The 25,823-nt window shown below is 70.9% G+C and carries 29 protein-coding genes and 2 tRNA genes; 21 read left to right on the forward strand and 10 right to left on the reverse strand.

Going from position 1 to position 25,823, the window contains the following annotated elements:
* Positions 1–3: 3 nt before the first annotated feature.
* The 8 genes from LV75_RS11260 to recO all read left to right on the forward strand — a co-directional run bounded on the left by LV75_RS11260 (position 4) and on the right by recO (position 6,097).
* Positions 4–1,359, forward strand: a complete 1,356-nt coding sequence (locus LV75_RS11260; RefSeq protein WP_253886759.1) for a hemolysin family protein — start codon at positions 4–6, stop codon at positions 1,357–1,359.
* Positions 1,352–1,687 carry a cytidine deaminase-like protein gene (locus tag LV75_RS11265; RefSeq protein ID WP_253886760.1) on the forward strand — a complete coding sequence of 112 codons (336 nt, stop codon included), beginning with the start codon at positions 1,352–1,354 and terminating at the stop codon, positions 1,685–1,687. The genes LV75_RS11260 and LV75_RS11265 overlap by 8 nt, the downstream gene beginning before the upstream one ends.
* Positions 1,684–2,013 (forward strand): (2Fe-2S) ferredoxin domain-containing protein, encoded by a 330-nt coding sequence (locus tag LV75_RS11270; protein ID WP_253886761.1) that lies wholly within the window; start codon positions 1,684–1,686, stop codon positions 2,011–2,013. The genes LV75_RS11265 and LV75_RS11270 overlap by 4 nt, the downstream gene beginning before the upstream one ends.
* 358 nt (positions 2,014–2,371) lie before the next feature.
* Positions 2,372–2,599, forward strand: coding sequence for a hypothetical protein (locus LV75_RS11275; RefSeq protein ID WP_253886762.1), 228 nt, complete (start codon positions 2,372–2,374; stop codon positions 2,597–2,599).
* A gap of 75 nt (positions 2,600–2,674) precedes the next feature.
* On the forward strand, positions 2,675–4,012 hold the full coding sequence (locus LV75_RS11280; RefSeq protein WP_253886763.1) for a radical SAM/SPASM domain-containing protein: 1,338 nt from the start codon (positions 2,675–2,677) through the stop codon (positions 4,010–4,012).
* Between the two features lie 127 nt (positions 4,013–4,139).
* The gene (gene era, locus LV75_RS11285; protein WP_253886764.1) at positions 4,140–5,048 is read left to right on the forward strand and encodes a GTPase Era; all 909 of its coding nucleotides are present in this window, start codon (positions 4,140–4,142) and stop codon (positions 5,046–5,048) included.
* Between the two features lies 1 nt (position 5,049).
* On the forward strand, positions 5,050–5,334 hold the full coding sequence (locus LV75_RS11290; RefSeq protein ID WP_253886765.1) for a DUF2752 domain-containing protein: 285 nt from the start codon (positions 5,050–5,052) through the stop codon (positions 5,332–5,334).
* 10 nt (positions 5,335–5,344) lie between these two features.
* Positions 5,345–6,097 (forward strand): DNA repair protein RecO, encoded by a 753-nt coding sequence (gene recO, locus LV75_RS11295; protein ID WP_253886766.1) that lies wholly within the window; start codon positions 5,345–5,347, stop codon positions 6,095–6,097.
* Here the strand turns inward: recO and LV75_RS11300 are convergent.
* Positions 6,084–7,328, reverse strand: a complete 1,245-nt coding sequence (locus LV75_RS11300; protein WP_253886767.1) for an Ig-like domain-containing protein — start codon at positions 7,326–7,328, stop codon at positions 6,084–6,086. The two genes, recO and LV75_RS11300, sit on opposite strands and share 14 nt — an antisense overlap.
* Before the next feature lie 283 nt (positions 7,329–7,611).
* Between LV75_RS11300 and LV75_RS11305 the strand changes: the two genes are divergently transcribed.
* The 4 genes from LV75_RS11305 to LV75_RS11320 all read left to right on the forward strand — a co-directional run bounded on the left by LV75_RS11305 (position 7,612) and on the right by LV75_RS11320 (position 10,951).
* Positions 7,612–8,460, forward strand: coding sequence for an isoprenyl transferase (locus LV75_RS11305; protein ID WP_253886768.1), 849 nt, complete (start codon positions 7,612–7,614; stop codon positions 8,458–8,460).
* Positions 8,457–8,894, forward strand: a complete 438-nt coding sequence (locus LV75_RS11310; protein ID WP_253886769.1) for a hypothetical protein — start codon at positions 8,457–8,459, stop codon at positions 8,892–8,894. Before LV75_RS11305 ends, LV75_RS11310 begins: the two co-directional genes overlap by 4 nt.
* 174 nt (positions 8,895–9,068) lie before the next feature.
* The gene (locus LV75_RS11315; RefSeq protein WP_253886770.1) at positions 9,069–10,103 is read left to right on the forward strand and encodes a permease; all 1,035 of its coding nucleotides are present in this window, start codon (positions 9,069–9,071) and stop codon (positions 10,101–10,103) included.
* The gene (locus LV75_RS11320) at positions 10,103–10,951 is read left to right on the forward strand and encodes a TIGR03943 family putative permease subunit (protein ID WP_253886771.1); all 849 of its coding nucleotides are present in this window, start codon (positions 10,103–10,105) and stop codon (positions 10,949–10,951) included. Before LV75_RS11315 ends, LV75_RS11320 begins: the two co-directional genes overlap by 1 nt.
* On the opposite strand, the gene LV75_RS11325 is transcribed toward LV75_RS11320, so the two are convergent.
* The 3 genes from LV75_RS11325 to LV75_RS11335 all read right to left on the reverse strand — a co-directional run bounded on the left by LV75_RS11325 (position 10,948) and on the right by LV75_RS11335 (position 12,063).
* Positions 10,948–11,361, reverse strand: a complete 414-nt coding sequence (locus LV75_RS11325) for a Fur family transcriptional regulator (RefSeq protein WP_253886772.1) — start codon at positions 11,359–11,361, stop codon at positions 10,948–10,950. The genes LV75_RS11320 and LV75_RS11325 overlap by 4 nt on opposite strands.
* The gene (locus tag LV75_RS11330) at positions 11,358–11,750 is read right to left on the reverse strand and encodes an ArsR/SmtB family transcription factor (protein ID WP_253886773.1); all 393 of its coding nucleotides are present in this window, start codon (positions 11,748–11,750) and stop codon (positions 11,358–11,360) included. The genes LV75_RS11325 and LV75_RS11330 overlap by 4 nt, the downstream gene beginning before the upstream one ends.
* A 91-nt stretch (positions 11,751–11,841) precedes the next feature.
* Complete coding sequence (locus tag LV75_RS11335; protein ID WP_253886774.1) at positions 11,842–12,063, reverse strand: hypothetical protein; 222 nt, start codon at positions 12,061–12,063, stop codon at positions 11,842–11,844.
* Positions 12,064–12,179: 116 nt separating this feature from the next.
* On the opposite strand from LV75_RS11335, the gene LV75_RS11340 reads away from it, so the two are divergent.
* Together LV75_RS11340 and LV75_RS11345 are read left to right on the forward strand one after the other, a co-directional pair.
* Positions 12,180–12,623: an antibiotic biosynthesis monooxygenase gene (locus LV75_RS11340; protein WP_253886775.1), complete on the forward strand. Its 444-nt coding sequence runs from the start codon at positions 12,180–12,182 to the stop codon at positions 12,621–12,623.
* A 131-nt stretch (positions 12,624–12,754) separates the two neighbouring features.
* The gene (locus LV75_RS11345; RefSeq protein ID WP_253886776.1) at positions 12,755–14,140 is read left to right on the forward strand and encodes a glycine--tRNA ligase; all 1,386 of its coding nucleotides are present in this window, start codon (positions 12,755–12,757) and stop codon (positions 14,138–14,140) included.
* Positions 14,141–14,960: 820 nt separating this feature from the next.
* Here LV75_RS11345 and LV75_RS11350 read toward each other — a convergent pair.
* Positions 14,961–15,773, reverse strand: coding sequence for a hypothetical protein (locus tag LV75_RS11350; RefSeq protein WP_253886777.1), 813 nt, complete (start codon positions 15,771–15,773; stop codon positions 14,961–14,963).
* Positions 15,774–15,943: 170 nt separating this feature from the next.
* Between LV75_RS11350 and LV75_RS11355 the strand changes: the two genes are divergently transcribed.
* The 4 genes from LV75_RS11355 to LV75_RS11370 all read left to right on the forward strand — a co-directional run bounded on the left by LV75_RS11355 (position 15,944) and on the right by LV75_RS11370 (position 19,911).
* Entirely contained in the window at positions 15,944–16,600 is a 657-nt protein-coding gene (locus tag LV75_RS11355) for a YdcF family protein (protein WP_372504160.1), read from the forward strand.
* Positions 16,601–16,618: 18 nt separating this feature from the next.
* Positions 16,619–17,902 carry a deoxyguanosinetriphosphate triphosphohydrolase gene (locus tag LV75_RS11360; RefSeq protein WP_308210919.1) on the forward strand — a complete coding sequence of 428 codons (1,284 nt, stop codon included), beginning with the start codon at positions 16,619–16,621 and terminating at the stop codon, positions 17,900–17,902.
* Between the two features lie 86 nt (positions 17,903–17,988).
* The gene (locus LV75_RS11365) at positions 17,989–19,068 is read left to right on the forward strand and encodes a serpin family protein (protein ID WP_253886778.1); all 1,080 of its coding nucleotides are present in this window, start codon (positions 17,989–17,991) and stop codon (positions 19,066–19,068) included.
* A gap of 276 nt (positions 19,069–19,344) precedes the next feature.
* Positions 19,345–19,911, forward strand: a complete 567-nt coding sequence (locus tag LV75_RS11370; RefSeq protein WP_253886779.1) for a carboxymuconolactone decarboxylase family protein — start codon at positions 19,345–19,347, stop codon at positions 19,909–19,911.
* Between the two features lie 144 nt (positions 19,912–20,055).
* On the opposite strand, the gene LV75_RS11375 is transcribed toward LV75_RS11370, so the two are convergent.
* Positions 20,056–20,982, reverse strand: a complete 927-nt coding sequence (locus LV75_RS11375) for a sigma-70 family RNA polymerase sigma factor (RefSeq protein WP_253886780.1) — start codon at positions 20,980–20,982, stop codon at positions 20,056–20,058.
* A 79-nt stretch (positions 20,983–21,061) separates the two neighbouring features.
* Between LV75_RS11375 and dnaG the strand changes: the two genes are divergently transcribed.
* From dnaG to LV75_RS11390, 3 genes are read left to right on the forward strand one after another with little or no spacing between them, the layout of a single operon-like run.
* Positions 21,062–22,960: a DNA primase gene (gene dnaG / locus LV75_RS11380; protein ID WP_253886781.1), complete on the forward strand. Its 1,899-nt coding sequence runs from the start codon at positions 21,062–21,064 to the stop codon at positions 22,958–22,960.
* A gap of 4 nt (positions 22,961–22,964) precedes the next feature.
* A complete protein-coding gene (locus LV75_RS11385) occupies positions 22,965–23,492 on the forward strand; it encodes a hypothetical protein (protein WP_253886782.1) in 528 nt (175 codons plus the stop codon).
* Positions 23,493–23,547: 55 nt separating this feature from the next.
* The gene (locus LV75_RS11390) at positions 23,548–24,312 is read left to right on the forward strand and encodes a trans-aconitate 2-methyltransferase (RefSeq protein WP_253886783.1); all 765 of its coding nucleotides are present in this window, start codon (positions 23,548–23,550) and stop codon (positions 24,310–24,312) included.
* Between the two features lie 53 nt (positions 24,313–24,365).
* Here LV75_RS11390 and LV75_RS11395 read toward each other — a convergent pair whose 3' ends face one another.
* From LV75_RS11395 to LV75_RS11410, 4 genes are all read right to left on the reverse strand, one after another.
* Positions 24,366–24,530 carry a hypothetical protein gene (locus LV75_RS11395; RefSeq protein ID WP_253886910.1) on the reverse strand — a complete coding sequence of 55 codons (165 nt, stop codon included), beginning with the start codon at positions 24,528–24,530 and terminating at the stop codon, positions 24,366–24,368.
* 99 nt (positions 24,531–24,629) lie between these two features.
* Positions 24,630–24,706: transfer RNA gene (locus LV75_RS11400), tRNA-Ile, on the reverse strand.
* Positions 24,707–24,830: 124 nt separating this feature from the next.
* A tRNA-Asn gene (locus tag LV75_RS11405) sits at positions 24,831–24,906 on the reverse strand.
* A gap of 126 nt (positions 24,907–25,032) precedes the next feature.
* Positions 25,033–25,446 carry a VOC family protein gene (locus LV75_RS11410; RefSeq protein WP_253886784.1) on the reverse strand — a complete coding sequence of 138 codons (414 nt, stop codon included), beginning with the start codon at positions 25,444–25,446 and terminating at the stop codon, positions 25,033–25,035.
* Positions 25,447–25,823 lie beyond the last annotated feature (377 nt).

Here is a 25,823-nt window from a genome sequence, read left to right on the forward strand (position 1 = left end):
GAGGTGTCCGCCGACTCGGCCGGTCTGCTGGTCATCGCCGTCCTGCTCATCCTCGCCGCGGGGTGCTTCGCCGCGGCCGACGCGTCGCTCTCCGCGGTGTCCACCGCGCGCGTCGAGGGCTTGGTGCGCTCGGGCCGGGCCGGGGCGAAGCAGTTGCTCGCCGTGGTCGCCGAACGGCCGCGGCACATCAACCTGCTGCTCCTGCTGCGGCTGGGCTGCGAACTGGCCGCGACGGTGATGGTCACCTTCGTCTGCGCCCGCTCGATCAGCCCCGCCTGGGTCGCCGGGCTCGTCGCCGCGGTCGGCATGATCGTCGTGTCCTATGTGCTCGTCGGCGTCGGACCGCGCACCATCGGCCGCCAACACCCCTACGGCGTCGGGCTGATCGCCGCCGGACCGGTGCGCGTGCTCGGGTCGGTCCTCGGCCCGCTCTCCCGGTTCCTGATCCTCGTCGGCAACGCCATCACCCCCGGCAAGGGTTTCCGCGAGGGCCCGTTCTCGTCCGAAGTGGAACTGCGCGAGCTGGTCGACATGGCCCAGGAGCGCGGCGTCGTGGACGCCGACGAGCGCGAGATGATCCACTCGGTGTTCGAGCTGCGCGGCACGATCGCCCGCGAGGTCATGGTCCCGCGCACCGAGATGGTGTGGATCGAGCAGACCAAGACCGCGCGCCAGGCGCTCGCGCTGTCGCTGCGCACCGGCTACACCCGCATCCCGGTCATCGGCGAGAGCGTCGACGACGTGGTGGGCGTGGTCAACCTCAAGGACCTGGTGCGCGCGACCCTGGAGGCGGGGGACCGGCTGGTCCCGGTCGCCGCGGTGATGGGCGCGGCGGTGTTCGTGCCCGACACCAAGCGGCTCGACGACCTGCTGCGCGAGATGCAGGTGTCGAAGAACCACATCGCCATCGCCGTCGACGAGTACGGCGGCACCGCGGGCCTGCTCACCATCGAGGACATCCTGGAGGAGATCGTCGGCGAGATCACCGACGAGTCCGACACCGACGACCGGCCCCCGGTCGAGCACCTCGAGGACGGCGCGGTGCGGGTCAGCTCCCGGCTGCCGGTCGAGGACCTCGGCGCGCTGTTCGGGCTGCGGCTGGAGGACCAGGACGTGGAGACCGTCGGCGGTCTGCTCGCCCAGCGGTTGGGACGTGTGCCACTTCCCGGCGCCGAGGCGGAGATCACCGGACTACGGTTGCGGGCCGAGGGCGGCAAGGACAACCGCGGCCGGGTGCGGATCACCTCGGTCGTGGTGCGCCCGGTCGAGCGGCCCCGCGACGACGGGGCCGAGGACGACCCCGTCGACACCACCCCGGCCGACGAGCAGCAGTGGGAGAGGAGCGGTGAGCGTGGCTGAGCTCGACCAGGAGGACGCCAAGATCGTCACCCTCGCCCGGTCCAGCCGGGCCCGCACGGGTGCCGCCGAGGGGGCCGCTGTGCGCGACACCGACGGCCGCACCTACGCCGCCGCGACGGTCGCGCTGCCCTCGCTGCGCCTCACCGCCCTGCAGGCCGCCGTGGCCGCCGCCGTGTCCAGCGGCGCCGAGGGCCTCGAAGCCGCCGCCGTGGTGACCGACGCGGGCGAGGTCGACGCCGCCTCGCTCGCCGCCGTCCGCGACCTCACCGCCGACGCCCCGGTCCTGCGCGCCGACGCCTCGGGCACCGTCGTCGACGTCCTCACGTGAGCGTCCTCGTCACGGTCTGCCGGGATTGCTGCTGCGGAACCGTCCGCAAACACCCCACCGTCGACCACGGCCGCCAGCTGGCCCGCCTGCGCGACATCGCCGCCCGCCACGGCGGGGCGATCCGCGTCTCCGAGTGCCTGGACACCTGCGAGACCTCGAACGTCGTTGTGGTGCAGGCGAAAGGCACCAAACCCATCTGGCTCGGCTTCGTCCTGGACGACGCCGTCCTCGACGACATAGACACCTGGCTCACCAACGGCGGCCCCGCCACCGACCTCCCCGCCACCCTCACCCTCAACCGCGTCAGCCCACCCCGCGGCAAGTAGCCCACGCCAGGGACACACCACGGGGTGTGGACGGCCGACGACAGGTGACGGGCGGCGGGTGGACCAGGGCACCCGCGCTCCGCCGGACGTCCGGGGTGGGTCCGCACTTGTGGGAAATCCCGTACTCGTCAGGCCGATGCGCTCAGTCTTGTGCACTAGTGGCAGGCATTCCGCGCTCACTCGCAGCCCACAATCGTTGGTGGACAACGTGCCTGGCTGGCCCCTGTTCGGAAAATCCTTGGAGTGCAATATTTCCTGGGTGCTCATGACTGGTGAGAGCGCCTAGTCGGTCGCCGTCGCCCGCGTGCCGGAGCGGTGGTCAGCACGCTGTCCTCGGCGCCCGGAGAGAGGAACCAAGATGACCGATCCCCAGCACCCGCGCGGTGCGTCGACGGTGCGCAAGGCGGTGACGGTCGTGCTCGCCGCGGGCGCACTGGCCGTCGGTGGGGCCGCGACCGCGACGGCGGACACCGGTTCGCCGCAGGCCTCGCAGGTCCTGCTCAACGTGACCCCGGACGGCGACGCGTCCGCCCCGCTGGGCGACAACAACGGGTGCACGATCAACAACAACGGGTGCTCCGGCTGACAGTGGTCCTGATCGGCCAACCGGCCGGGGACGCGGTCCGCCGTGTCCCCGGCCACCGTACGAAGGGAGCGTCCCATGCGGATCAGCCAGTTCCTGGTGCCCTCGGACTCGGTCCTGCTCGACGCCGGGGGCACCGCGGTCCGAGTGGTGCTGCAGTCGGCCACCGGGCAGGTGTACGTGCTCGCCGACGAGGTGCTGCGCGCTGTCGTCGACTGCCCGGAAGACCTCGACACGGCTACCGCCGCGCAGTTGGCCGAGGCGGGCATCCTGGTCGACGACGACGCGGACGAGTTCGCCGAGGTGGTCGCGGAGAACATCAGGGCGTCCCGGGACACCCGGAAGCGGACGTTCGTGCTCATGCCGTCGTCCTATTGCAACATGGGGTGCGGCTACTGCGGGCAGAAGCACGTGAAGGGCGCGCAGAGCGCCGGGCACCGGGCCGCGGTGATCTCCCGGATCCGGCACGCGACCACCGCTGCGGGCGTCGAGCAGGTGCGCGTGTCCTGGTTCGGCGGCGAGCCGATGTTGGGGTACGCGCAGATCCTCGACATCTCCGCCGCGGTGACCGCGACCTGTGACCAGGCCGGGGTCCGGTTCGACGCGTCGATGACCACCAACGGGTCCCTGCTCACCGTCGACAAGATCCGCAGGCTGCACCAGGAGTGCCGGGTCGGCTCGTTCGAGATCACCCTGGACGGCGTCGCCGACACCCACGACCGGCAGCGTCCGCTCAGCGGCGGCAGGCGCAGCTTCGACCGCATCGTGCACACCCTCGCGAGCGCGTGCGCCGACGAGTCGATGCCCGGGGTGCGCTTCTCGATCCGCACCAACGTCAGCCGGGCCAACCAGGAGGAGCACGCCGCGTTCGCCAAGGCCGTCGCCGACGGTGGGCTGGCGCACCCCCGGGTCGCGTTCTACACGGCGCTGGTCCGGTCGTGGGGCAACGACGTCAGCGACTTCGCCATCCACGGCGACGACACCGCCGAGGTGGATCGGCGCTGGATCGCCGCCTACCGCGACCACGGCCTCACCACGGCACTGCTCCCGTTGGCCCGCAAACCCGTCGTGTGCGTCGCCGTCACCCGTTCCGCCGAGGTCATCGACCCGGCGGGCAAGGTGCACTCGTGCACCGAGCAGCCGCTGGTACCGGGGCGCGAGCACACCGCGCTGGGCAGGGTGACCGACCTCCAGACCCCGGCCATCCGCCCGTCCGGCGCCTACGACGGCTGGTACGAGGACCTGCGGGGCGGCTCCAGCGGCGCCTACTGCCCGTCTTGCGCGATCTTCCCCATCTGCGGTGGCGGGTGCCCGCTGGTGTGGCACGAGGGGCGGCCCGCCTGCCCCACCATCAAGACGACCCTGCCCGCGCGGCTGACCACCTACGGCACGTCCTTGGGCTTGGTGCGGGGGTGAGTCGCGCCGGGACCCAGGTCGCGGATCGACCCGTCACCAGGTCCGTCGCGGTCGGCCCACGGGTGCCACGTCACCCTCGGGCCGCACCGCGTCAGCCTCTTGGGGACGGCAAGGGCACAATGACTTGGTGACAAGCACCGCCCAGGGCCATCGTTCCGGTTTCGCCTGTTTCGTCGGCAGGCCCAACGCGGGCAAGTCGACATTGACCAACGCGCTGGTCGGCACCAAGGTCGCCATCACCTCCAGCAAGCCGCAGACCACCCGGCACGCCATCCGCGGCATCGTGCACCGCGACGACGCGCAGCTGGTGATCGTCGACACCCCCGGCCTGCACCGGCCGCGGACGCTGCTCGGCCAGCGGCTCAACGACATCGTCCGGGAGACCTGGTCGGAGGTTGACGTGGTCGGCTTCTGCGTGCCCGCCGACCAGAAGGTGGGGCCCGGCGACCGGTTCATCGCCGCCGAGCTGACCAAGGTCGCCAAGCGCACGCCGGTGATCGGGATCGTCACCAAGACCGACCTGGTCTCGCCGGACCAGGTCGGCGAGCAGCTGCTGGCGCTGCAGGAGGTCATGGAGTTCGCCGAGCTGGTCCCGGTCTCGGCCGTCGACGGCTTCCAGGTGAGCACCCTGGCCGACCTGCTGGTCGACCGGATGCCCGAGGGCCCGCAGCTCTACCCGGGCGGCGAGCTGACCGACGAGCCGGAGACCACCCTGGTCGCCGAGCTGATCCGCGAGGCGGCCCTGGAGGGCGTGCGCGACGAGCTGCCGCACTCCATCGCGGTCACCATCGAGGAGATGACCCCGCGCGAGGGCCGCGACGACATGATCGACGTGCACGCGCTGCTGTACGTGGAGCGGGCCAGCCAGAAGGGCATCGTGCTCGGCCACCGCGGCGAGCGGCTCAAGCACGTCGGCTCGACCGCGCGCCGCCAGATCGAGGTCCTGCTCGGTACCCGGGTGTACCTGGACCTGCACGTCAAGGTCGCCAAGGACTGGCAGCGCGACCCCAAGCAGCTGCGCCGCCTCGGGTTCTGAGGTGGCCTGGCCGGTCTGCCCGATCAAGGCGCTGACCGGCCTGTGCTGCCCCGGCTGCGGCGGCACCCGCATGGTGCTCAGCCTGCTCGACGGCCGCCTCGCCGACGCCGCGCACTACAACGCGGTGGCGCTGCTGTTCGTGGCGCTGTTCGGGTGGGTGGCCGTGGCCAAGCTCGTCCGCGCGCGCAGCTGGCTGGACTGGCGCTGGACGCGGATCGCGGCCCTGGTCGTGCTGTGCCTGTGGTTCGTGGTGCGCAACGTGCCGGGCACCGGGTTGTACGTGTGAGAATGTGCTGGTGAGCCTGTACCGCGACACCGGGGTAGTGCTGCGCGTGCAGAAGCTCGGCGAGGCGGACCGGATCATCACGCTGATCACCCAGAAGCACGGCAAGGTCCGCGCCGTGGCCAAGGGCGTGCGCCGCACGACCTCCCGCCTCGGTGCCCGCGTCGAGCCGTTCGCCCACGTCGACGTGCAGTTCTACACCGGCCGCACGCTGGACGTGATCACCCAGGTGCAGACCATCGACGCCTTCGGCGCGGGCATCGTCGGCGACTACCAGCGCTACACCGCCGCGTGCGCGGTGCTGGAGACCGCCGACCGGATGTCCGCCGAGGAGGGCGAGCCGGTGCTGCGGCTGTACCTGCTCGTCGCTGGCGCGCTGCGGGCGCTGGCCGACGGGCAGCGCGACGCCTCCCTGGTGCTCGACGCGTTCCTGTTGCGCGCCCTGGCCTTCGCGGGCTGGTCACCGGCCATCGCCGAGTGCGCCCGCTGCGGCGAACCCGGCCCGCACCGCGCGTTCAACGTCCACGCCGGGGGGTCGGTCTGCCCCGGGTGCAAACCGCCGGGTTCGGCCAGCCCGCCTTTCGAGGTCCTCGACCTCATGGACGCGCTGGCCAACGGCCGCTGGGACGCCGCGGAGGAGTCCACCGACTCCGCCCGCCGCGAGGCGAGCGGCCTGGTGGCGGCGCTGCTGCAGTGGCACCTGGAACGCCAACTGCGCTCCCTGCCCCTGGTCGAGCGCCGCCCCCACAGCCCTAGATCGCCGTGACGGTCAGCGTGGCGGTGTAGGTCCCCGCCACCGTGAAAGTCGGCACCACGAGCGAAAGATCGGCCACGAGCCGAGCTGTTCCGTTGCCCCCCGACGCCGCGGCGACGGCCAAGGTCCGTGCCGCCGCGAGCCCCTGCCCAGGCAGCGGCGACGCCCCTGGCGCGATGGCGTCCGCGGTAGGCACAGCGGACCCCGGCGACACGGTCTGCGCCGCGGACTTGTCGAGCAGCCGGGGCGACCAGCCGAGGTTGGCGCCGTTGATCCGGTGCACCCCGAACACGAAGTCGCTCACCTGCCCGGCGACGTTCCAGCCCGGGTTGCCCGCGCGGGTGTCGGTGACGGTCACCGGGTTGAGCACCCCGGCCGTGACCAGCCGCGCACCGTCCGCGGTCATCACCGGTGACGGCAGGACGACCTCCCGGTTGTCCACACTGATCAACAACTCGCCGGGCAGGACGGTCGTGGTGATGTTCGCCGAGGCACCCCCCGCGCCGGAAACCTCGTGCGGGACCGGAGGCGACGCAGAGCTCACGTAGCGCGCGGGGTCGCCGACGAACGCCGCCACGATGCTCAGCGGCCCGACTGGCAACGAAGAGGTGGTCAGCTCCGCCCGACCACCGACCAGTGGTGCGGCTCCCAACACCGTGGCGCCGCTGTGGAAGGTGACCACGCCGATCGCGTTCGCGGGGGAGACCGAGGCGGTCAACGTCACCGGGGTCCCGTGGGCGCTGTGCCCAGCGGGGGAGACCGACAACGCGGTCGTCGTGGTCTCCACGGGAAGAATGGTGTAGTCGGTGGGTGTGGTGAAGGCGAAGTTCAGGACGAACACGCCGAGCACCGCGCCGGTGAACGAGTCGCGGCAGGAGAGCGCCGTGCGGTAGCCGCCCGGCTGGACGGTGGTGTTGTGCGCCGCCGCGATCTCGCGGAACGACAGGTTCTGCTGGGCCGGGAACGGGCCCGTTGTCGACAGGCCGAAGTCGTTCGGTTCGGTGGCGCGCAAGCCGGTGCTGAACCCGCCCGGGCCGAAGATGTCCAGGCTCCAAGAATCGGTCCCGGCGGGGCATCCGTACTGCGTGGTGTAGATCGGGGTTGTGGTGTCTGTCCCGGTGCTCCGGTTCGTGGACAAGCTACCCAGCGCGGATCCCGGTGCTTGAGCTTGTGCGGGAACGGATCCCAGTGTGACCGCCGCCAACGCGGCGACCACGACCGAGCAGATGGTGCGAATGCGCATCTTCTTTGAGCCCCTTCTCCCGTTCAGTGACCCGCCCGCCGCCACCGTCCCGGCCTACCGCCGCTTCGACGGGCGAGACAAGCCGAACGCGCGTGCCGGGTGCTCCTCTGTGCGGTCCTCACCTGGGAAGTCGGGGACGAGGTGTATCGCGGCGCACGCGGAGGTGAGCGGCGGACGAATGTTGATCCTTTGTGGACGCACCCGGTCGGCGGGGGCCCCGCCCGGGTGCCCCGGTAGCATTTCCGTTCGGCTTGGTCCGATCCCGGTGGAGGTGTGTACAGCGATGCTGCGACGGCGGCGGAGCAGCAGGCGCGAGGCCGGGCGGCCGGTCGTGCCGCCGGAGCCGCACCCCTCGGGTGCCCGGCCGCCGGAGATCCCGCTGGAGTTCGTGCCCAAGCACGTGGCGATCGTGATGGACGGCAACGGCAGGTGGGCCAACCAGCGCGGCCTCACCCGGGTGGAGGGGCACAAGCGCGGCGAGGCCCAGGTCGTCGAGGTCGCCCGCGGCTGCATCGAGATCGGCGTGCGGTGGCTCTCGCTCTACGCCTTCTCCACCGAGAACTGGCGGCGCAGCCCCGAGGAGGTCCGCTTCCTGATGGGCTTCACCCGCGAGGTGATCCGCGACCGCACCGACTCCCTCGACGACATGGGGGTGCGGGTGCGCTGGGCCGGGCGCAGGCCGCGGCTGTGGCAGAGCGTCATCAAGGAGCTCGAGGTCGCCGAGGAGCGCACCAAGGACAACACGGTGCTCAACCTGGCGATGTGCATCAACTACGGCGGCCGCGCGGAGATCGGCGACGCCGCCCGCGAGATCGCCAGGCTCGCCGCCGCAGGCAAGATCAACCCGGACAAGGTCGACGAGCGGACCCTCGCCAAGTACCTGTACCAGCCCGAGATGCCCGACGTGGACCTGTTCATCCGGCCCTCGGGCGAGCAGCGCACATCCAACTTCATGCTCTGGCAGTCCGCCTACGCGGAGCTGGTCTTCCAGGACCACCTGTGGCCCGACTTCGACCGGCTGCACCTGTGGGAGGCCGTGGAGACCTTCGCCAGGCGCGACCGCCGCTTCGGTGCCGCGGCCGACTCCGCCGAGGTCACCGCCAAACTCGCCGATGGGAAGGGAACCGCATGAGCTCCGAGGCCGCCGACCTGATCGGCCAGGCCCGCGCGGCACTGGAGAGCTACCACGACGTGCACGCCGACGACGACGGCGCGCTGACCTTCCGCCACGGCGACGTGCCGTGCGCGGTGCAGGCCATGCAGCTCGCCGAGGGTCTCACCGTGCTCAGCCTCACCTGCGTGGTCGCCTGGGACCTGCCAGAGGACCCGAACCTGGCGGTGTCCGCCGCCGAGCGCGCCGGGCAGGGCCTGTTCGGCACCCTCGGTGTCGTGCACACCGAACGCGGGATGGACGTGACGCTGCGTTACGCCTTCCCGGCGGGCGGGCTCGCGCTGGCCGCGCTGGGCACCCTGCTCATGCTGGTCGTCTCCACCGCTTCCCAGTTGCGCGGAGAACTGCTGGGAAAAGCCGCTGAACACAGTTCAACCCCGGGTGCTGGCAACTGATCGTTTAGCCGGCATCATTCCGCGGGTGAGACAACCGCCGGAGTCCGGACGCGCGCACCCGCGGTCACCGCGCGTCGCTGTCGCCCGGCTGGCTGATTCCGGGCGCCCGCGCCCCACGGCCGCGGCGATCTGTGGCTTGATGGACCTCCCACCGCTCGCCGGGGGAGGAGCGCGATGAGCACCCAGGTCGAGGCGCAGCCGGAGCCCGAGGAGGCCGGGCCCGAGGTCAAACCCGAGCCCAAGCGCCGGGTGACCTCGCTCGAGGTCCTGTGCGCGGTGCTGGTCGTCGCCCTGCTCGCCCAGGGGCGGCTGGTCGACTGGCTGGACGTGCCCGCCATCCAGACCGGGGCGACGATCTTCGTCGCGGTCTGCGTGCAGGCGCTGCCGTTCCTGGTCCTCGGGGTGCTGATCAGCGGGGCCATCGCGGCCTTCGTGCCCGCCTCCGTGCTCAACCGGCTGCTGCCCAAGCGCGAGTCGCTCGCGGTTCCGGTCGCGGGGATGGCCGGAGTAGCGCTACCGACCTGCGAGTGCGCCGCTGTCCCGGTAGCGCGGCGGTTGATGCAGCAAGGTGTGCCCACCTCGGTCGCCTTGGCCTTCTTGCTCGCCGCGCCCGCCGTGAACCCGGTGGTGCTCGTGGCCACCAACGTCGCCTTCCCGAACAGCCCCGGCATGGTCGCCGCGCGGCTGGTCGGCTCGCTGGCCACGGCGATCGTCATGGGCTGGCTGTGGGCCAGGTTCGGCAAGGCCGAGTGGATCATCGAGCGGGCGCTGCGCAGGCTGCCCGAGCCCGACGGGCGCTCCCGGTGGCGGCTGTTCTTCGAGACCTCCCGGGCCGACCTGGTCGACGCGGGCGGGTTCCTGGTGCTGGGCGGGCTCACCGCCGCGGTGCTCAACGTGGTCATCCCGCGCTCGTGGGTGGACACCCTGGGCGAGCAGATCGTCGTCGGCGTGATCGTGATGGCGCTGCTGGCCGTGGTGCTGGCCCTGTGCAGCGAGGCGGACGCGTTCGTCGCGGCCTCGATCTCGGGGATGCCGCTGCTGCCGAAGCTGGTCTTCCTGGTGGTCGGTCCGGCCATCGACGTCAAGCTGTTCGCCCTGCAGGCGGGCACCTTCGGCCGGGCGTTCGCGATCCGGTTCGGCCCGGCGACGCTGGTCGTGGCCACCGCGTGCGCCGTGCTGTCCGGCCTGATCTTCCTCGGGGGCGCGTGATGCGGCGGGAAACCCAGAACATCCTGCTCGTGCTGGTCGGCGGCGCACTGCTCAAGATCAGCTTCACCGGCGCCTACCTGCAGTACGTCAAGCCGTCGCACCAGATCTGGCTCATCGGCGGCGGCGCGGTGATGGTGGCGCTCGCGGTGGTCTCCATCGGCCGCGACGTGTTCCGCCGCGCGCCCGCCGAGCACGCCCACGTCGCCGACGAGCACAGCGAAGACGTGCACAGCGCCGCTGCCCCCGGTGCGGATGCGCACAGCGCCGACGTGCACAGCGCCGACGTGCACGGTGCTGATGACCACGGTGCTGACGGGCACGGCGCCGGTGAGCACCACCACCCGGCCCGCAGCGCCTGGCTGCTGCTCCTGCCGGTGCTGGCGATCTTCCTCATCGCCCCGCCCGCGCTCGGTGCCGACTCGGTCATGCGCGGCGACAACCGGGCCGCCGCCAGCCGCGCCTCGGGCGCGGACGGCATGGTCGCGTTCTCCCCGCTGCCCGCGGGCAGCCCGGTCCCGGTCTCGATGAGCGACTTCGCCGCCCGCGCGGCCTGGGACAACCTGAACTCGCTCAACGACCGCGACGTCCAGCTCTCCGGGTTCGTCGTCGCCCAGGCCGAGGACGTCTACCTGGCCCGGTTGTCGATCGCCTGCTGCGCGGCCGACGCGTTCCCGGTGAAGGTGCGGCTCGTCGGCCAGGGCACGGCGGGGCTGGCGAACGACACGTGGCTCGAGGTCGTGGGCAGGCTCGAACCGGGGTCGGCCACGAAGGAGAACGACTACATCCCGACGCTGGCGGTGTCCTCGACCACGCAGATCCCGCAGCCCGAGAATCCGTACGAGGGTTAGGGGACGCAGGTGGCGCAGGTGCCGAAGATCTCCACGGTGTGGCTGACCTGGGAGAACCCGTTCTCCGCGGCCACCTTCTCTGCCCACCGCTCGACGGCGGGACCCTCGACCTCGACCGTGTGCCCGCACGCGCGGCAGACCAGGTGATGGTGGTGGTGGCTGGAGCAGCGCCGGTAGATGGCCTCACCGGAGTCGGTGCGCAGGACGTCGATCTCGCCCGCGTCGGCCAGCGACTGCAGCGTCCGGTAGACCGTGGTCAACCCGATGCCCTCGCCGCGCTTGCGCAGCTCCTCGTGCAGCTCCTGGGCGGAGCGGAAGTCGTCCAGCTGGTCGAGTAGTTGGGCGACGGCCGTGCGTTGGCGGGTCGAGCGCCTGCCTGGCACGGTCGCCGATGTTCGATCCGTCGTCACCGGTCGCCTTCCTCCACATGGGCAACTGCGTCAACGACGATATGCGAAAGGTGCTCGTCCACAAGGCGGTAGACGACTTCCCTGCCGTGGCGCTCCCCGTAGACGACACCGGCCGACTTGAGCACCCGCAGGTGCTGGCTGATCAGCGGCTGCGCCACCCCGAGGGCGTCGACGAGTTCGTGCACGCAGCGGTCGGCGGCCCGCAGCTCCAGCACGATGGCGATGCGCACCGGCGCGGCCAGCGCGCGTAGTAGGTCCCCGGCGGCGCCGAGGATGACCGCGGGGCGGCGGTGCGCCGGATCCACCGCGGGCCGGTCGGGTGAGTGGTCGTGCTGCTCGGCGGTTGCCCGCAGCGCGTGCGACGCGGTTTCCGAAGTCACGGTCGACATCGGTCCTCTCCTCTTCCCGGAGGCAGGCGGCCCGACGGGGTGATGGTTACCGTGTTCATCTTAGGCGCTCTTAGCCCTGTTAGCGGCCGTCTCACAGCACCGATACCGCGATAACCACCACCAACGCCAGCACCAGTACCCGCCCGAGCCGCTGGGCGGGCGACAAGACCCGCCAGGTGGCCGCCAGCAGCACCACGACCCCGGCCGCGATCAGCCCGAGCAGCGCGGCGCCGAGTAGCCCCTTGGTCAGCACACCCCCGACGAACAGGCCGACGACCAGCAGGAACACCACCGCCGGTGGAACCCTCGCCAAGGGGCCATTTCCGGCAAGCAATGGCGCCTTCAAAGAACGTGGCCGCCCCACAACGCCTCCCGATCAGCTGGTCTCAGGGCCAGCATCCTCGCACCGATCACCGGCACACGCTCCCGGTGTCTCTATCCTCCGGTTCGCTCAACCATTTCTCCCGCCACGCCGATTCCCCGGGGAAGGTCCTGCCCGTGCTGCTGATCGCCAAGTTCACGACCGCCGACGCAGAGCCCTTCACCGCAAGGGCCAAGCAGGCCCTCGAACTCCTCTTGGCCCAGCCCGGCTGTCTACGCGGCCTGCTCGCCCGCTCAACCGACACCGCCGACCTCTGGATCCTGACGGTCGAGTTCGCCTCGGTCTCCGCCTATCGCCGGGCGTTGTCGCCCTTCGACGTGCGCACCCACGTGATCCCGCTACTGGCCGAGGCCGACACCACCGAACCCGCCGCCTACGAGATCGTCCTCGAAGCCCAGCCCGGCGAACTGCGCCACCACACCAGCCTCCTGGCCGCCGACGCCGACACCGTGCGCCTCGGTGAGGCCGCGGGCCCCGCCACCGCCCGCTGAGGCCCCGGCCACGCTGCGTCGACGACCCGGTCACCGCGCGCTGAGCTCGCGTCCCCGTCCCCCGGACGGCGCGGACGGGCGTGCGGACTACCCTGGATGCCTCGCCCTTTGAGTTCCAGCCAGGAGGGGTCGTGCCAGCCGACCGGATCGAAACCGTTGTCAGCCTCTGCAAGCGCCGGGGCTTCGTCTACCCGAGCGGGGAGATCTACGGCGGTACGCGGTCGGCGTGGGACTACGGGCCCCTCGGCGTTGAACTCAAGGACAACATCAAGCGCGCTTGGTGGCGCAGCGTCGTCCAAGGCCGCGACGACGTCGTGGGCCTCGACTCGTCGGTGATCCTGCCGCGCCAGGTCTGGGCGGCCTCCGGCCACGTCACCGCCTTCCACGACCCGCTCGTCGAGTGCACCTCGTGCCACAAGCGCTTCCGCGCCGACCAGTTGGCCGAGGAGTACGCCGCCCGCACCGGCAAGACCGTCGCCGAGAACGACGTCTCCGACGTGCCGTGCCCCAACTGCGGCACCCGCGGCCAGTACACGGCCCCGCGCGAGTTCAACATGATGCTCAAGACCCACCTCGGCCCGGTGGAGACCGACGAGGGCATGCACTACCTGCGCCCGGAAACCGCCCAGGGCATCTTCGTCAACTTCCTCAACGTGCAAACGACGTCCCGCCGCAAGCCGCCGTTCGGCATCGGCCAGATCGGCAAGTCGTTCCGCAACGAGATCACCCCGGGCAACTTCATCTTCCGCACCCGCGAGTTCGAGCAGATGGAACTGGAGTTCTTCGTCGAGCCCGGCACCGACGACGAGTGGCACCAGTACTGGATCGACGAGCGGATGCGCTGGTACACCGACCTGGGCATCGGCAAGGACAACCTGCGCGTCTACGAGCACCCGGCCGAGAAGCTGTCGCACTACTCGAAGCGCACGGTCGACATCGAGTACCGCTTCCAGTTCGGCGGCCAGGAGTGGGGCGAGCTGGAGGGCATCGCCAACCGCACCGACTTCGACCTGACCACGCACTCCAACCACTCCGGTGTGGACCTGTCCTACTTCGACCAGGCCACCAACTCCCGCTACCGCCCGTTCGTCATCGAACCCGCGGCGGGCGTCGGCAGGCCGATGATGGCCTTCCTCCTCGACGCCTACGTCGAGGACGAGGCCCCCAACGCCAAGGGCGGCATCGACAAGCGCGTGGTCCTCCGCCTGGACCGCAGACTCTCCCCGATCAAGGTCGCCGTCCTCCCGCTGTCGCGCAACGCCGACCTCTCCCCCAAAGCCCGGGACGTGGCCACCGCCCTCCGCAAACACTGGAACGTCGACTTCGACGACGCGGGCGCCATCGGCCGCCGCTACCGCAGGCAAGACGAAATCGGCACCCCCTTCTGCGTCACCGTCGACTTCGACTCCCTCAACGACCAGGCAGTCACCGTCCGCGAGCGCGACACCATGTCGCAAAACCGGATCTCCATCTCCAACCTGGAGTCCTACCTCGCCTCCCACCTCATCGGCTGCTAACCCCCGGCCCTCCTGCCGCACGGTGGAACTAGCACCGAGCACCGCCGCGACTCCCAGCCACACAACTCGGCGGACAGCAACACCAAGCGACACCCCAGCGGCATCGCTTGGTGCCGCGCCCTAGTACCTCGCCACTGCGCGGCAGTTGCACTCCATGCTGTGTTCCGCACCCGCGTGATGCCTGTGCGCCCGCTGTCCGTAGGGCGACGCCCCCGCCCTACGGACAGCGGGCGACTGCGCGTCGTGCCGCCAGGAGTTCCAGCAGTGCGGCCGTCGCATCGTGGTGCGCCGCTGACTGCGTTGCGCTGTCCCAACAGACCGTGTCGTGCCACGCGCACTGGCCTGCGCGACACTGCGCTGCTGCCCCACGTCGCGGCGAGTGCACTGCCCCCTGCGTTGGCCTGTGTCGCGTTGCATCGCTGCATCGCATCGTTGCGCGAAGCCGACTGCGCTTCGCCGTCCTGCAGGCTGTGTTGCGCCCGGCGCACCGGCCCGCGCGACTTTGTGCTGCCGTCTCTCGTCGCGGCGAGCGGAGTGCACCGAAGCGGCGCCTCATGCTGCGCCCCGTTGCACCACCGCCGTGCCGTACCACCGCCGTGCCGCACCACCGCTGCGTTGCGCCACCGCTGCGGTGGTGCAGCGCGGCATCGGGCGGGTCGGGGCGTGTCGGGTTGCTGGGCGGTGTGCTGTGTACGGCGTTGGCTGCTGTTCTGTGCTCCCTCCTCGATCGGACTCTCGATCGAACATCTGTGGCCGCTGTACGGCAGGTCAGGTTGCCGCGGTCAGCTGGGCGCGTCGCCCGCTTCGCCGAGTTGGTGGGCTAGGCCATCACCACCTCTGGGCGGGGGCGGGCGGCGGCCAGGCGGTAGGCGCCGCGGAGTTCGTCGATGACGGTCTGTTGGTCGGCTCGGACTCGGAGGGGGTCTGTGTGCAGCGGCACGATGCCCACCGCCGTCAGGCGGGCGGCGCGGGCCAGGGCCGGGGTGCCCGCGCGCGGCGCCCACGGCTGGTGCAGGTCGCAGTCCCAGGCCAGCGCGATCTCGTCCCACCACGCGTCCACCACCGCCAGGTGGACGTCGGTCACCGTCCGCAGGCGCGCTGTCCACATCGGGGGCGGTAACCCCGCTCGGTCCACCAACTCCGCCGCCGCTCGCGCTGACACCGCCCGTACTCCTCGGTCGATCTCGGCCAGCGTTCGCCGCAACAGGGTCGTCCCCCGAGCCGGCGCGTGCACCAGCTCGGCGTGCAGCTCGCCCATCGGAACTCCACCCCGGTGTATCGCGGCGCCGACCAGCTGCTTGACCTGTTCGGTCGTCGGGGCCCGGCGGCACGCGTCGACTGTGGCCCTGGCCGGGGGAGCGGTCGGGAAACCCCGTCGCCACAGCGGGTCTGGCATGTGCGGTGTGCGCTCCACGGTCACCGTCCCGTCGGCGCGGGCTGGGCGTTTGAGCGGCACCACCATGTGCACCGTGCCCACTGGCGGGACCGCGATGCCGTTGAGCCACAACGCTTCTCGGCCGGTGACGACGGCGTCCGGGTGGGCGACCCGCAAGGCGGCGCGCAGTCGGCGCAGTCGACCGGGGCCGGATTCGGTGAGTTGGATGATCTCCGGGCTCGCATGGTTCGTTCGCATGCTGTCGAGGTAACCCCGGGGTGGGCGGGTGGCGAAAGGGGGCGTCGCGAGTTGGGGACAACTCGACGCGTTGTGGATAACTCGGCCGCGGCAACCCCGTGACCGGTGTGAACGTCTGACACAGCGCCTGGCGGCCCCGTGCCGGGGCGCCGTACACCCGTTCTGGAAGGATGCCGCACGTGCCTCCCCACCCCCACCCGGTCCGCAGGTTCCTGCGCAGGCTGCTGGTCGGCTTCGTGCTCATGGGGTTCCTCGTCGTGGGCGGGACGGCCTTTCGCGTGTGGCAGGTCGCCCGCGTCGACGACCGCGACCGCGCCGACGTCGTGGTCGTCCTCGGTGCCGCCCAGTACGCGGGCAAACCGTCGAAGGTCCTCGAGGCGCGGCTGCGCCAGGCGAAGTCGCTCTACGAGCAAGGCGTGGCCGAGTACATCGTCACCGGTGGCGGACGCCGCGCGGGCGACCGGTTCACCGAGGCCGAGGCCGGTCGCCGCTGGCTGGTCGACCGGGGCGTGCCCGAGGACCGCGTGATCACCGTTGGCGAGGGCAACGACACCCTCGGCACCCTCAAGGCGGTCGCCATCGAGGTCAAGGACCGCGGCTGGGAGACCGCCGTGATCGTCAGCGACCCCTGGCACTCCCTGCGCGCCAGGACCATGGCCAAGGACGCGGGCCTGGACGCCTGGACCTCCCCGACGCACTCCGGTCCGATCGTGCAGACCCGCGAGACCCAGGCCCGCTACATCCTGCGCGAGACGGCCGCGTTGCTCTACTACCGCGCGACCAACGCCTCCGCCGACGGCATCGCCATCGACCAGGAAGTGGGCTGACGGACGTAGTCTTGGTCCGTGGGTTACACCGAACAGGACAGTGAACGCCTCTTCCCCGAACCGGCCAAGGGCGCGGTGTGGGGTGGTTCCCTGCCCGCGACTCGGAGTCCGTTCAGCCGCGACCGCGCACGGGTGCTGCACTCGGCCGCCCTGCGCAGGCTCGCGGGCAAGACCCAGGTCGTCGGCCCACACGAGGGGTCCGAGGTCCACGGCATTCCGCGCACCCGGCTGACTCACTCGTTGGAAGTCGCCCAGATCGGGCGCGGGATCGCCGACGAGCTCGGTTGTGACCCGGACATCGTCGACACGGCCGGGTTGGCGCACGACATCGGGCATCCCCCGTTCGGGCACAACGGTGAACAGGCATTGGACGCGGTCGCGCAGCCGTGCGGCGGGTTCGAGGGCAACGCGCAGACCCTGCGCATCCTCACGCGGCTCGAACCCAAGGTCCTCGGCGACGACGGCACCCCGCACGGGTTGAACCTCGCTCGCGCGTCTATAGATGCGGCGACGAAGTACCCCTGGCCGCGTCGTCCCGGGCAAGTGAAGTTCGGTGCTTACGACGACGACTTGCCCGTCTTCCTATGGGCACGGGTAGGGGCGCCCGGCGATCGGCAGTGCCTAGAGGCTCAGGTGATGGACTGGGCAGATGACGTCGCTTACTCCGTGCACGATGTCGAAGACGGCGTCCGGTCCGGCCGGATTTCCTTGGTAGCACTGGCAGATCCAACCGACCGTGCTGTGGTTGCTGAACTGGCCGCTAAGCACTTTTCTTCAGAGCCACTGTCTTTACTGGAAGAGGCTGCCGTCGGGCTGTTGGCGCTACCGGTCGTGGCGGACCTTGTTGGGCACGAGTACGACGGTTCCCTTGGCGCGCAAGTAGCACTGAAGCGATTGACCAGCGAGCTGGTCGGCAGGTTCGCCGCCGCTGCGGTGACGGGTACCAGAGCCGTCTACGGCCAAGGTCAGCTGACCCGATACAAAGCGGATCTTGTCGTGCCGCCGCTGGTCGCCGCCGAGGTCGCCCTGCTCAAGGCGATGGCGGTGATCTACGTGATGCGCGACCCGAGCCGGTTGGCGCTCCAGGCCCGCCAGCGCGACGTGGTCACCGAGCTGGTCTCGGTGCTCACCGATCGGGCCCCGGCGGCCCTGGAACCCGCCTTCCAGCCCGCCTGGCACGCCGCCGAGGACGACTCCCGGCGGCTGCGGGTGGTCATCGACCAGGTCGCCTCGCTGACCGATGCCCAAGCAGGCGGCTGGCACACCGCAATAGCGGGGTCAAGGCCTGTGGACAACTTCTGAGCCGACCGCCGCTGAGCCGGCACACTCGGTGCGAACGGCTGAAACGACACCAGACCAAGCCACGAACACCGAGTCGGGAGAACGCAGTGTCGCACCTGGATTTCACCCTCGCCCTGCACCGGGCCCTGGCCCCGGACCAGACCGAGCAAGTGTGCTGGTCGCCGTTCTCGGCGGCGAGCGCGCTGGCGCTGCTGGCCGAGGGCGCGGGCGGTCAGACCCGCGCCGAGCTGACCGCGCTGCTCGGCGACCTGGCCGAGCTGGGCGCCGCGCTGCGCTCGGCCAGCGCACTGGACCAGGTGTGGGAGGGGCAGCCGGAGCCGGTCATCGCCTCCGTCGACACGCTGTGGGCCGACGCGGTGATCGGGATCGAGCCCGCCTTCGCCGACCGGCTCGCCGACACCGGCGGCTCGGTGCGCAACGCCCCGTTCCAAGCCGAACCCGCCAAGGCCCGTGACCAGATCAACTCCGATGTCGCGGAGACCACCAGGGGCCTGATCCCGGAACTGCTGCCCCCGGATGCCATCCGCGCCGACACAGTGTCCATTTTGGTCAATGCGCTCTACCTGAAGACCTCGTGGGACGGGGAGTTCGTCGCCGACGAGGAACCCGGTCGCTTCACCGGCGCCGGGGGAGTCGTCGACGTGCCGACGATGTTCGTGGACAAGCAGTTGCTCTACGCCGCGCGCGACGGCTGGCAGGTCGTCGGGTTGCCCGCGCTCGGCGGTGTGCAGGCCGTGGTCCTGTTGCCGGACGGTGATCTCGCCGCCGCCGAGTCGGCGCTCACCGGGCAGTCGCTCGCCGGGTTGCTCGACGGGATGGACTGGATCCAGGTCGGTGTGCGGTTGCCGAAGCTGGACGTGTCCACCCAGGTCGACCTCACCCAGGCGCTGCTCGACCTCGGTGTGTCCACCGTGTTCACCGACCAGGCGGACCTGTCCGGGATCAGCCCCGACCCCCTCTACGCCCAGTCCGTCTTACACGAGTCGGTCCTGCGGGTCGACGAGAAGGGGCTGGAGGGCGCGGCGGCCACCGCGATCGCCTTGGCCCTCGCCGCCCTGCCCGCGGAACGGGTGGACGTCACCGTCGACCGGCCGTTCCTCTTGCTGGTGCGACACCGCGAGACGGGGGTGGTGTACTTCGTGGCCCGCGTTACGGACCCGTCCTGACCGCGCCCTGTGCGGGCGCTGCGGATCCCGGCGGCACCATCGTCCTAGGGCGCGGCGCAGTCTCGGGTGACAGTGCCATTCCGGATGGTCTGTCACCGCTGACGGGGCTGTGATCCCTGATGGCACGGTGATCCCTGGTGGTGCTGAGTTCCAGTGCTACTGGTACTGGCCCAGGGCTGCGCTGTGATCTCGGATGGCGCTGTCACACCACGCGGCGCTGTCCCGTCCTCCCCGTGAACGCCCCCCGACCGGGGGCGGCGAGCGGAGGAGGCAGCCATGTCCCGGATCCCCGGTGTCAGCACCCGTGAGGCGGGCCCGGTGCTGCGCGTCATGTACTGGTTCGCCAAGCGGCGCTTCGGCGCGGTGCCCGAGCCGTTCACCGTCCTGGCGCACCACCGGAAGGTGATGCTGGCCTCGGCCCGGCACGAACTGGCGGTCGAGCGGGCTTCGCGCCACCTGCCCGCCAGCGTCCGCGAGGTGGCGGTGTACCGGGTGGCCCAGCAGGTGGGCTGCTCGTGGTGCGTCGACTTCGGCACCATGCTGCAACGGTTGGGCGGCTTGGACATCGAGCGGCTCAAGCGCATCGACGAGTACGTGACGTCACCGGCGTTCTCGGCCGAGGAGCGGCTCGCCATCGCTTACGCGGACGCGATGACGAGCACCCCGATGGCGGTGACCGACGAGCAGGTCGAGCGGTTGCGCGCGACCTTCGGCGAGAAAGGAGTTGTCGAACTGACCTACCAGATCGCGTTGGAGAACCAGCGCGCCAGGGCGAACCACGCTCTCGGCATCACCGACCAGGGCTTCACCTCGGGCGACGCCTGCCGGGTGCCGCAACCCTGACCGGCCGCTGTGCTCGGCTTGCCACCGAGGGCTGGCCCTGACCGTGATCTTCTGGGCTGGGCTGGGCTGGGCTGGGCTGGGCTGGGCTGGGCTGGGCTGGGCTGGGCTGGGCTGAGAAGGGCTGAGAAGGGCTGAGAAGGGGCGTCAGTCGGCGGGCAGGTCGGGGACCGCGGTCAGCTTGTCCGGGTTGACGATGTCGTAGACGGCGGCGATGCGGCCGTCGCGCACGGCGAAGGTGGTGACCCGGCGGTCGCGGCCCCGGTTCGTCGCGCCCGCCGCGATCGGCGGGAGGAGCACGCCGAGGTCGCCGTTGACCAGGACCGTGGTGCCGGACAGGGCCGCCGTCCCGTACTGGCGGATCAGGCCGAGGAAGAAGCGGCCGATCTTGTCCGGGCCGAGGATGAGCTGGCGGGCCGTGCGCGCCTTGCCGCCGCCGTCGCCGACCAGGACGGCCGTGGGGTGCAGGAGCGTGACGACCTGCGAGAGGTCGCCCTCGGACAGGGCGGTGACGAAGCGCTCGATGAGCGAGCGCTGCTCGTCGAGGGTCGCCCGCCCCGGCGGGTCGGCCTTGGCGACGGCCTTGCGGGCGCGGGTGGCGTGCTGGCGGGCGGTGGCCTCGGTGCAGCCGAGCGTGGCCGCGATGTCGGCGAACGGCAGGTCGAACGCGTCGTGCAGCACCAGGGCCACGCGTTGTTCCGGGCTGAGCTTGTCCAGCACCAGCAACGCCGCCAGGCGCACGCCGTCGTCGCGCACCGCGACCTCGAGCGGGTCCTCGCTGCTCGGCGCGCCGAGCGGGGTCACCACCGGCTCCGGCAGCCACGGGCCGACGTAGCGCTCGCGGCGGGCGGTGGCCGAGCGCAGCCGGTCCAGGCAGAGCCTGCCGACCACTGTGGTCAGCCAGGCGCGCAGGTCGCGGATCTCCGATTCCTCCACAGTGGACAGTCGGAGCCAGGCCTCCTGCAGCGCGTCCTCGGCGTCGGCGCGGGTGCCCGTCAGGCGGTAGGCCACACCCATGAGGTGGTCGCGGTGCGCGGAGAACCGCTGGGCCAAGGCGTCGTCGCTGACGGTCACCCGGTCATCGTAGTGACGTCGAACCGCACGTCAGGGTGACCTGCGACGCACAGCGGGGGCGCGCATAGACTCGACGACCGTGGCGGGACGCATCCGGGAGAGCGACATAGCGCAGGTTCGCGAGCGCAGCCGGATCGACGACGTGGTTGGCGAGTACGTCCAGCTCCGCCGGGCCGGGGGCGGCGCGCTCAAGGGGCTGTGCCCGTTCCACGACGAGAAGACGCCCTCGTTCAACGTGCGCTCCACGCACGGCACCTTCCACTGCTTCGGCTGCGGCGAGGGCGGCGACGTCATCGCCTTCGTGATGAAGATCGACCACCTGACCTTCGTCGAGGCCGTCGAGCGCCTCGCCGAGCGGGTCGGCCTGCAGCTGACCTACGAGGGCGGCGGCACCAGCGTCCAGCGCGACCGGGGCACCCGCTCGCGCCTGGTCGACGCGCACAAGGCCGCGCAGGAGTTCTACGCCGAACTGCTGCGCACCCCCGAGGCGCTCAAGGCCCGCGAGTTCCTCGCCGAGCGCGGGTTCGACGAGGCCGCGGCGAACACCTTCGGCTGCGGGTTCGCCCCGGCGGGCTGGGACAAGCTGACCAAATACCTGCTCGGCCGCGGCTTCGAGGTCGCCGAGCTGATCAAGGGCGGCCTGGTCAAGGAGGGCAGGCAGGGCCCGATCGACCAGTTCCACCGCAGGCTGCTGTGGCCGATCCGCGACATCGGTGGCGAGGTGGTCGGCTTCGGCGCGCGGCGCATCTTCGACGACGACCAGATCCAGGCCAAGTACCTCAACACCCGGGAAACCCCGATCTACAAGAAGACCCAGGTCCTCTTCGGCCTCGACATGGCCAAGCGCGAGATCGCCAAGCGCCACCAGGTCGTCGTCGTCGAGGGCTACACCGACGTGATGGCCATGCACGCGGCCGGGGTGCCCACCGCGGTCGCCTCCTGCGGCACCGCGTTCGGCGTCGAGCACATCAAGGTCCTGCGCAGGCTACTGATGGACGACGCCTCCTTCCGCGGCGAGGTGATCTTCACCTTCGACGGCGACGAGGCCGGGCAGAAGGCCGCCCGCAAGGCCTTCGACGACGGCGACCAGGAGTTCACCGCGCAGACCTTCATCGCCGTGGCCCCCGACGGCATGGACCCCTGCGACCTGCGCCAGGTCAAGGGCGACGTCGCGGTCAAGGACCTGGTCGCCAGGCGCAGGCCGCTGTTCACCTTCGCCATCCACGCCGAGCTGGCCGAGTTCGACCTGGACACCGCCGAGGGCCGGGTCGAGGCGCTGCGCCGCACGGTGCCGCTGGTCGCCCGGATCAAGGACCACTCCCTGCGCGACGAGTACGCCCGCCAGCTCGCCGGGTGGGTCGGCTGGGACGACCCGCAGACCGTGGTCCGCCGGGTCCGCGAGACCGCCGGGGTCACCCCGGCGCGGCGCGCCCGCGCCGCCAACCCGAACCAGGGCGCGCTCGCCGTCGAGGTCGACGGTCCGCCCCGGCCCAACCCGACCGACCCCGAGCTCGAGGCCCAGCGCGAGGTGCTCAAGCTGGCCCTGCAGGAGCCCGCGCTGGCCGGGCCGGTGTACGACTCGATGCCGCTCTCGGCGTTCACCCACCCCGCGTACACCACCGTGCACACCGCGGTGCTCGACGCGGGCGGCACCGCCAGTGGCCTCACCGGCGCCGAGTTACTGGAGGTGGTCAGCAAGAACCTCCCCCCGACCGTGCGCAGGCTGGTCAGCGAACTCGCCGTCGAGCCGATGCCGCTGCCCAGGAAGAACGCCGCCGCCGAGCGCTACGCCCTGGCCATCCTCGCCGCGCTGCAGAAGGAGCAGGTGGGCCGACAGGTCGCCGACATCAAGTCCCGGTTGCAGCGGCTCTCACCGCTGGAGCACGCCGAGGAGGTCCGGGAGTTGTGGGGGGATCTGGTAGCAATGGAGGAGTGGCACAAGGCTTTGGGCAAGCAGGCGCAAGGCAGCATGGAGTGAGGTCGTGAGCGGACTGCTGGGCAGGCTCTTCGGCGGCGCCCCCAAGGGCTTCACCGGCACGTTGGAGCGCGAGGAGGCCGTGGCCGCCTGGGCGCCCGAACGCGGCGGTGGCGTGCTCGTGGCGACCTCGCTGGGCCTGTGGGTGCCCACCGACGACGGCCCGCGCCGGATCGGCTGGCACCTGGTGTCCAAGGCGACCTGGGCCGCGGGTGTCTTCGTGATCACCGAGGCCGACGAGGTCGAGCACGCCGGGGACGCGGTGCTGCTCGCCGACCGCGCACCGCTGCGGTTCGTGGTCGAGCAGCCCGGCAAGCTCCCGAAGGCCGTGCACAGCAGGGTGACCAGCTCGATCCGCACCCGGCACCGCCGCGACCTGCCCGACGGGGGAGCGTGGTTCGTCCAGCGCAAGGTCCCCGGCCGCGACGGGACCGTGCTGCAGGTCCGCCCCGACCCGGGCACCGACGTCGCCCTCGTCCGCGAGATCGCCCAAGAGGTCGCCCAGCGGATGGGTGAAGGGCTCGCGGACGGCTGAGCGACGCGCTACTCTGGTAAACAGTACGTACGTACGGTTTATTTGGGAGGCGTCGATGTGGGACCCCGCGAAGTACCTGAGTTTCAGCGACCACCGGGCCCGCCCCTTCTTCGACCTGCTGGCCAGGGTGCGCGCGGAGAGCCCCCGCGCGGTGGTCGACCTGGGCTGCGGGCCGGGCAACCTGACCGTCACCATGGCCCAGCGCTGGCCCAACGCCCGGCTGACCGCCATCGACACCTCGGCCGAGATGGTCGCGGTCGCCCAGTCGCGCGGGGTCGAGGCGAGCCAGTCGGACCTGCGCGACTGGGCGCCGGACGAGCAGACCGACGTGGTGATCAGCAACGCCGCGCTGCAGTGGGTCCCGGAACACCCCGCGCTGCTGTCCAAGTGGGCGGGCGCGCTGCCGCCAGGCGCCTGGCTCGGCGTGCAGGTCCCCGGCAACTTCGCCGCGCCGTCGCACGAGCTGATCCGCGAACTGGTGGCTGAACCGGCGTGGCACCAGCGCTTGGAGCCGGTGCGGCTGCGCGAGGAGGACGCCACCCTCAACCCCGACGGCTACGCCGAACTCCTCTGCGCCGCGGGCTGCGACGTCGACGCCTGGGAGACCAGCTACCTGCAGCGCCTCGACGGGGAGAACGCCGTCCTCGAGTGGATCAGCGGCACCGCGCTGCGCCCCATCCGCGCCGAACTCACCGACGACGAGTGGCAGGCCTTCCGCGCCGAACTCGCCCCGCGATTGGCCGAGGCCTATCCGCGTAGGCCGGACGGGACCACGTGGTTCCCGTTCCGCCGGGTCTTCTTCGTCGCCCGGGTTCGCTGACGCGGTGCGGGTTCCGGTGATCCCCCGTCCGGGGGTCACCGGACCAGGTGGACCTAGCGGCGGAGATCTTCGATCTTCGCCCGGGCGATTCCCGCCGCCCCCTGCACGGCCGGGTGGTCGGCGATCCGCCGGTACGCGCGCACGATCTGCTCGTACCGACCCCGTCCCGCCTTGGCGCCCAGGACGTAGCCAACCGCAGCGCCCACGAGGAACCTCACCACCGCGCCTCCCGAGGATGTCGTCGTCGGTCCATCCTGCCCCACGGGGGTCCGCCGTGCCGCGCCGCCATGGGGTTACCCCGCGGTTCCGGGCCCGACTGGTGGGGCGGGTGGGGCTCGAACCCACGGCCAAGGGATTATGAGTCCCCTGCTCTGACCAACTGAGCTACCGCCCCCAGCGCGTTGGATCTTACCCACCGTGTCCGTGTACCGGACACTCCAGGGATTCTCTTGATCAACTTTGGTCGGGAAGCCGCCAGACGAAGACAACCCCAGGTCGTTGACCTGGGGTTGTGCGGGTGGCTCCTCCAGCTGGACTCGAACCAGCAACCCTTCGATTAACAGTCGAATGCTCTGCCAATTGAGCTATGGAGGATCGCGCTGTCGGACCGGGGCCCAACGAGGGGTAACTGTAGCGCATCCCCGCCACCGGTTTGAGCGGGGTACCCCCCGTCGTGGCGCGGTCGTCCGTGCCCCCGGGAATGGGGGCACGGCGCCGGGCTCAGGTTTGCGGCTGGGTGATGTTGATCAACCAGTTGATGCCGAAGCGGTCGCTGAAGGCGCCGAACTCGTCGCCCCACATCTGCTTCTCCAGCGGGGTGTCGACGGTGCCTTCGGCGGTCAATTCGTCCCAATAGCCGCGCAGGGTGTCGGCGTCCTCGCCGCTGAGGCTGAGGGTGATGTTGTTGCCCGGGGTGTTCGGCATTCCGGGCGGGAAGTCCGCCGCCATGATCGTGTAGCCCTGGTCGGTCTCCAGCTGACCGTGCATGATCTTGTCGGCCAGGTCGGGGTCGGGGGCGCCGAACTCGCCGAAGGTGTTGACGCGCAGGGTGCCGCCGAAGACGCCGTGGTAGAACTCCAGCGCCGCGCGGGCCGTGCCGGGGAAGTTCAGGTAGGGGTTGAGCCGAGAACTCATCGCTGTCCTCCATTCGGACTACCGGTCACGCGGATCCTCGCAGATCAGCCCCGGTGCGACAACGCGGGAACCACCACCGGGGCGCTACCCGCCGGTACGGGCACCACCGGTCACTCCCAGTCCACACAGGAATGGCAATGGCGGCGATTTGACGGCTACCGGCCCGTTCTGTCAAGTGTCTACTTGAGACTGTGAATTCCCATTGGCGGAACAGGGGAAATGCCCGCTTGGTGGGTATTGGCGCGGGATGTGCCGAAATGGTTCGACCACCCGGCGCACCGCTCTTGACATCTAGTTTGGTCTAGTCCAATTTTGGAGGGCACCGAGCGCGGCTGGGGTTGTCCACCCTTCCCGCGTCCCCCACCCTGCACTGGAGC

It is taken from the genome of Actinokineospora diospyrosa (genome assembly GCF_024171925.1).
GTDB lineage: Bacteria > Actinomycetota > Actinomycetes > Mycobacteriales > Pseudonocardiaceae > Actinokineospora > Actinokineospora diospyrosa.

Bases quoted from the DNA above. Each gene is read 5' to 3' on its own strand.
- LV75_RS11275 (WP_253886762.1), top strand. From the start codon at position 2,372: ATGACCGATCCCCAGCACCCGCGCGGTGCGTCGACGGTGCGCAAGGCG.
- LV75_RS11280 (WP_253886763.1), top strand. From the start codon at position 2,675: ATGCGGATCAGCCAGTTCCTGGTGCCCTCGGACTCGGTCCTGCTCGAC.
- LV75_RS11300 (WP_253886767.1), bottom strand. From the start codon at position 7,328: ATGCGCATTCGCACCATCTGCTCGGTCGTGGTCGCCGCGTTGGCGGCG.
- LV75_RS11305 (WP_253886768.1), top strand. From the start codon at position 7,612: ATGCTGCGACGGCGGCGGAGCAGCAGGCGCGAGGCCGGGCGGCCGGTC.
- LV75_RS11310 (WP_253886769.1), top strand. From the start codon at position 8,457: ATGAGCTCCGAGGCCGCCGACCTGATCGGCCAGGCCCGCGCGGCACTG.
- LV75_RS11315 (WP_253886770.1), top strand. From the start codon at position 9,069: ATGAGCACCCAGGTCGAGGCGCAGCCGGAGCCCGAGGAGGCCGGGCCC.
- LV75_RS11320 (WP_253886771.1), top strand. From the start codon at position 10,103: ATGCGGCGGGAAACCCAGAACATCCTGCTCGTGCTGGTCGGCGGCGCA.
- LV75_RS11330 (WP_253886773.1), bottom strand. From the start codon at position 11,750: ATGTCGACCGTGACTTCGGAAACCGCGTCGCACGCGCTGCGGGCAACC.
- LV75_RS11350 (WP_253886777.1), bottom strand. From the start codon at position 15,773: ATGCGAACGAACCATGCGAGCCCGGAGATCATCCAACTCACCGAATCC.
- LV75_RS11355 (WP_372504160.1), top strand. From the start codon at position 15,944: ATGCCGCACGTGCCTCCCCACCCCCACCCGGTCCGCAGGTTCCTGCGC.
- LV75_RS11370 (WP_253886779.1), top strand. From the start codon at position 19,345: ATGTCCCGGATCCCCGGTGTCAGCACCCGTGAGGCGGGCCCGGTGCTG.
- LV75_RS11390 (WP_253886783.1), top strand. From the start codon at position 23,548: ATGTGGGACCCCGCGAAGTACCTGAGTTTCAGCGACCACCGGGCCCGC.
- LV75_RS11410 (WP_253886784.1), bottom strand. From the start codon at position 25,446: ATGAGTTCTCGGCTCAACCCCTACCTGAACTTCCCCGGCACGGCCCGC.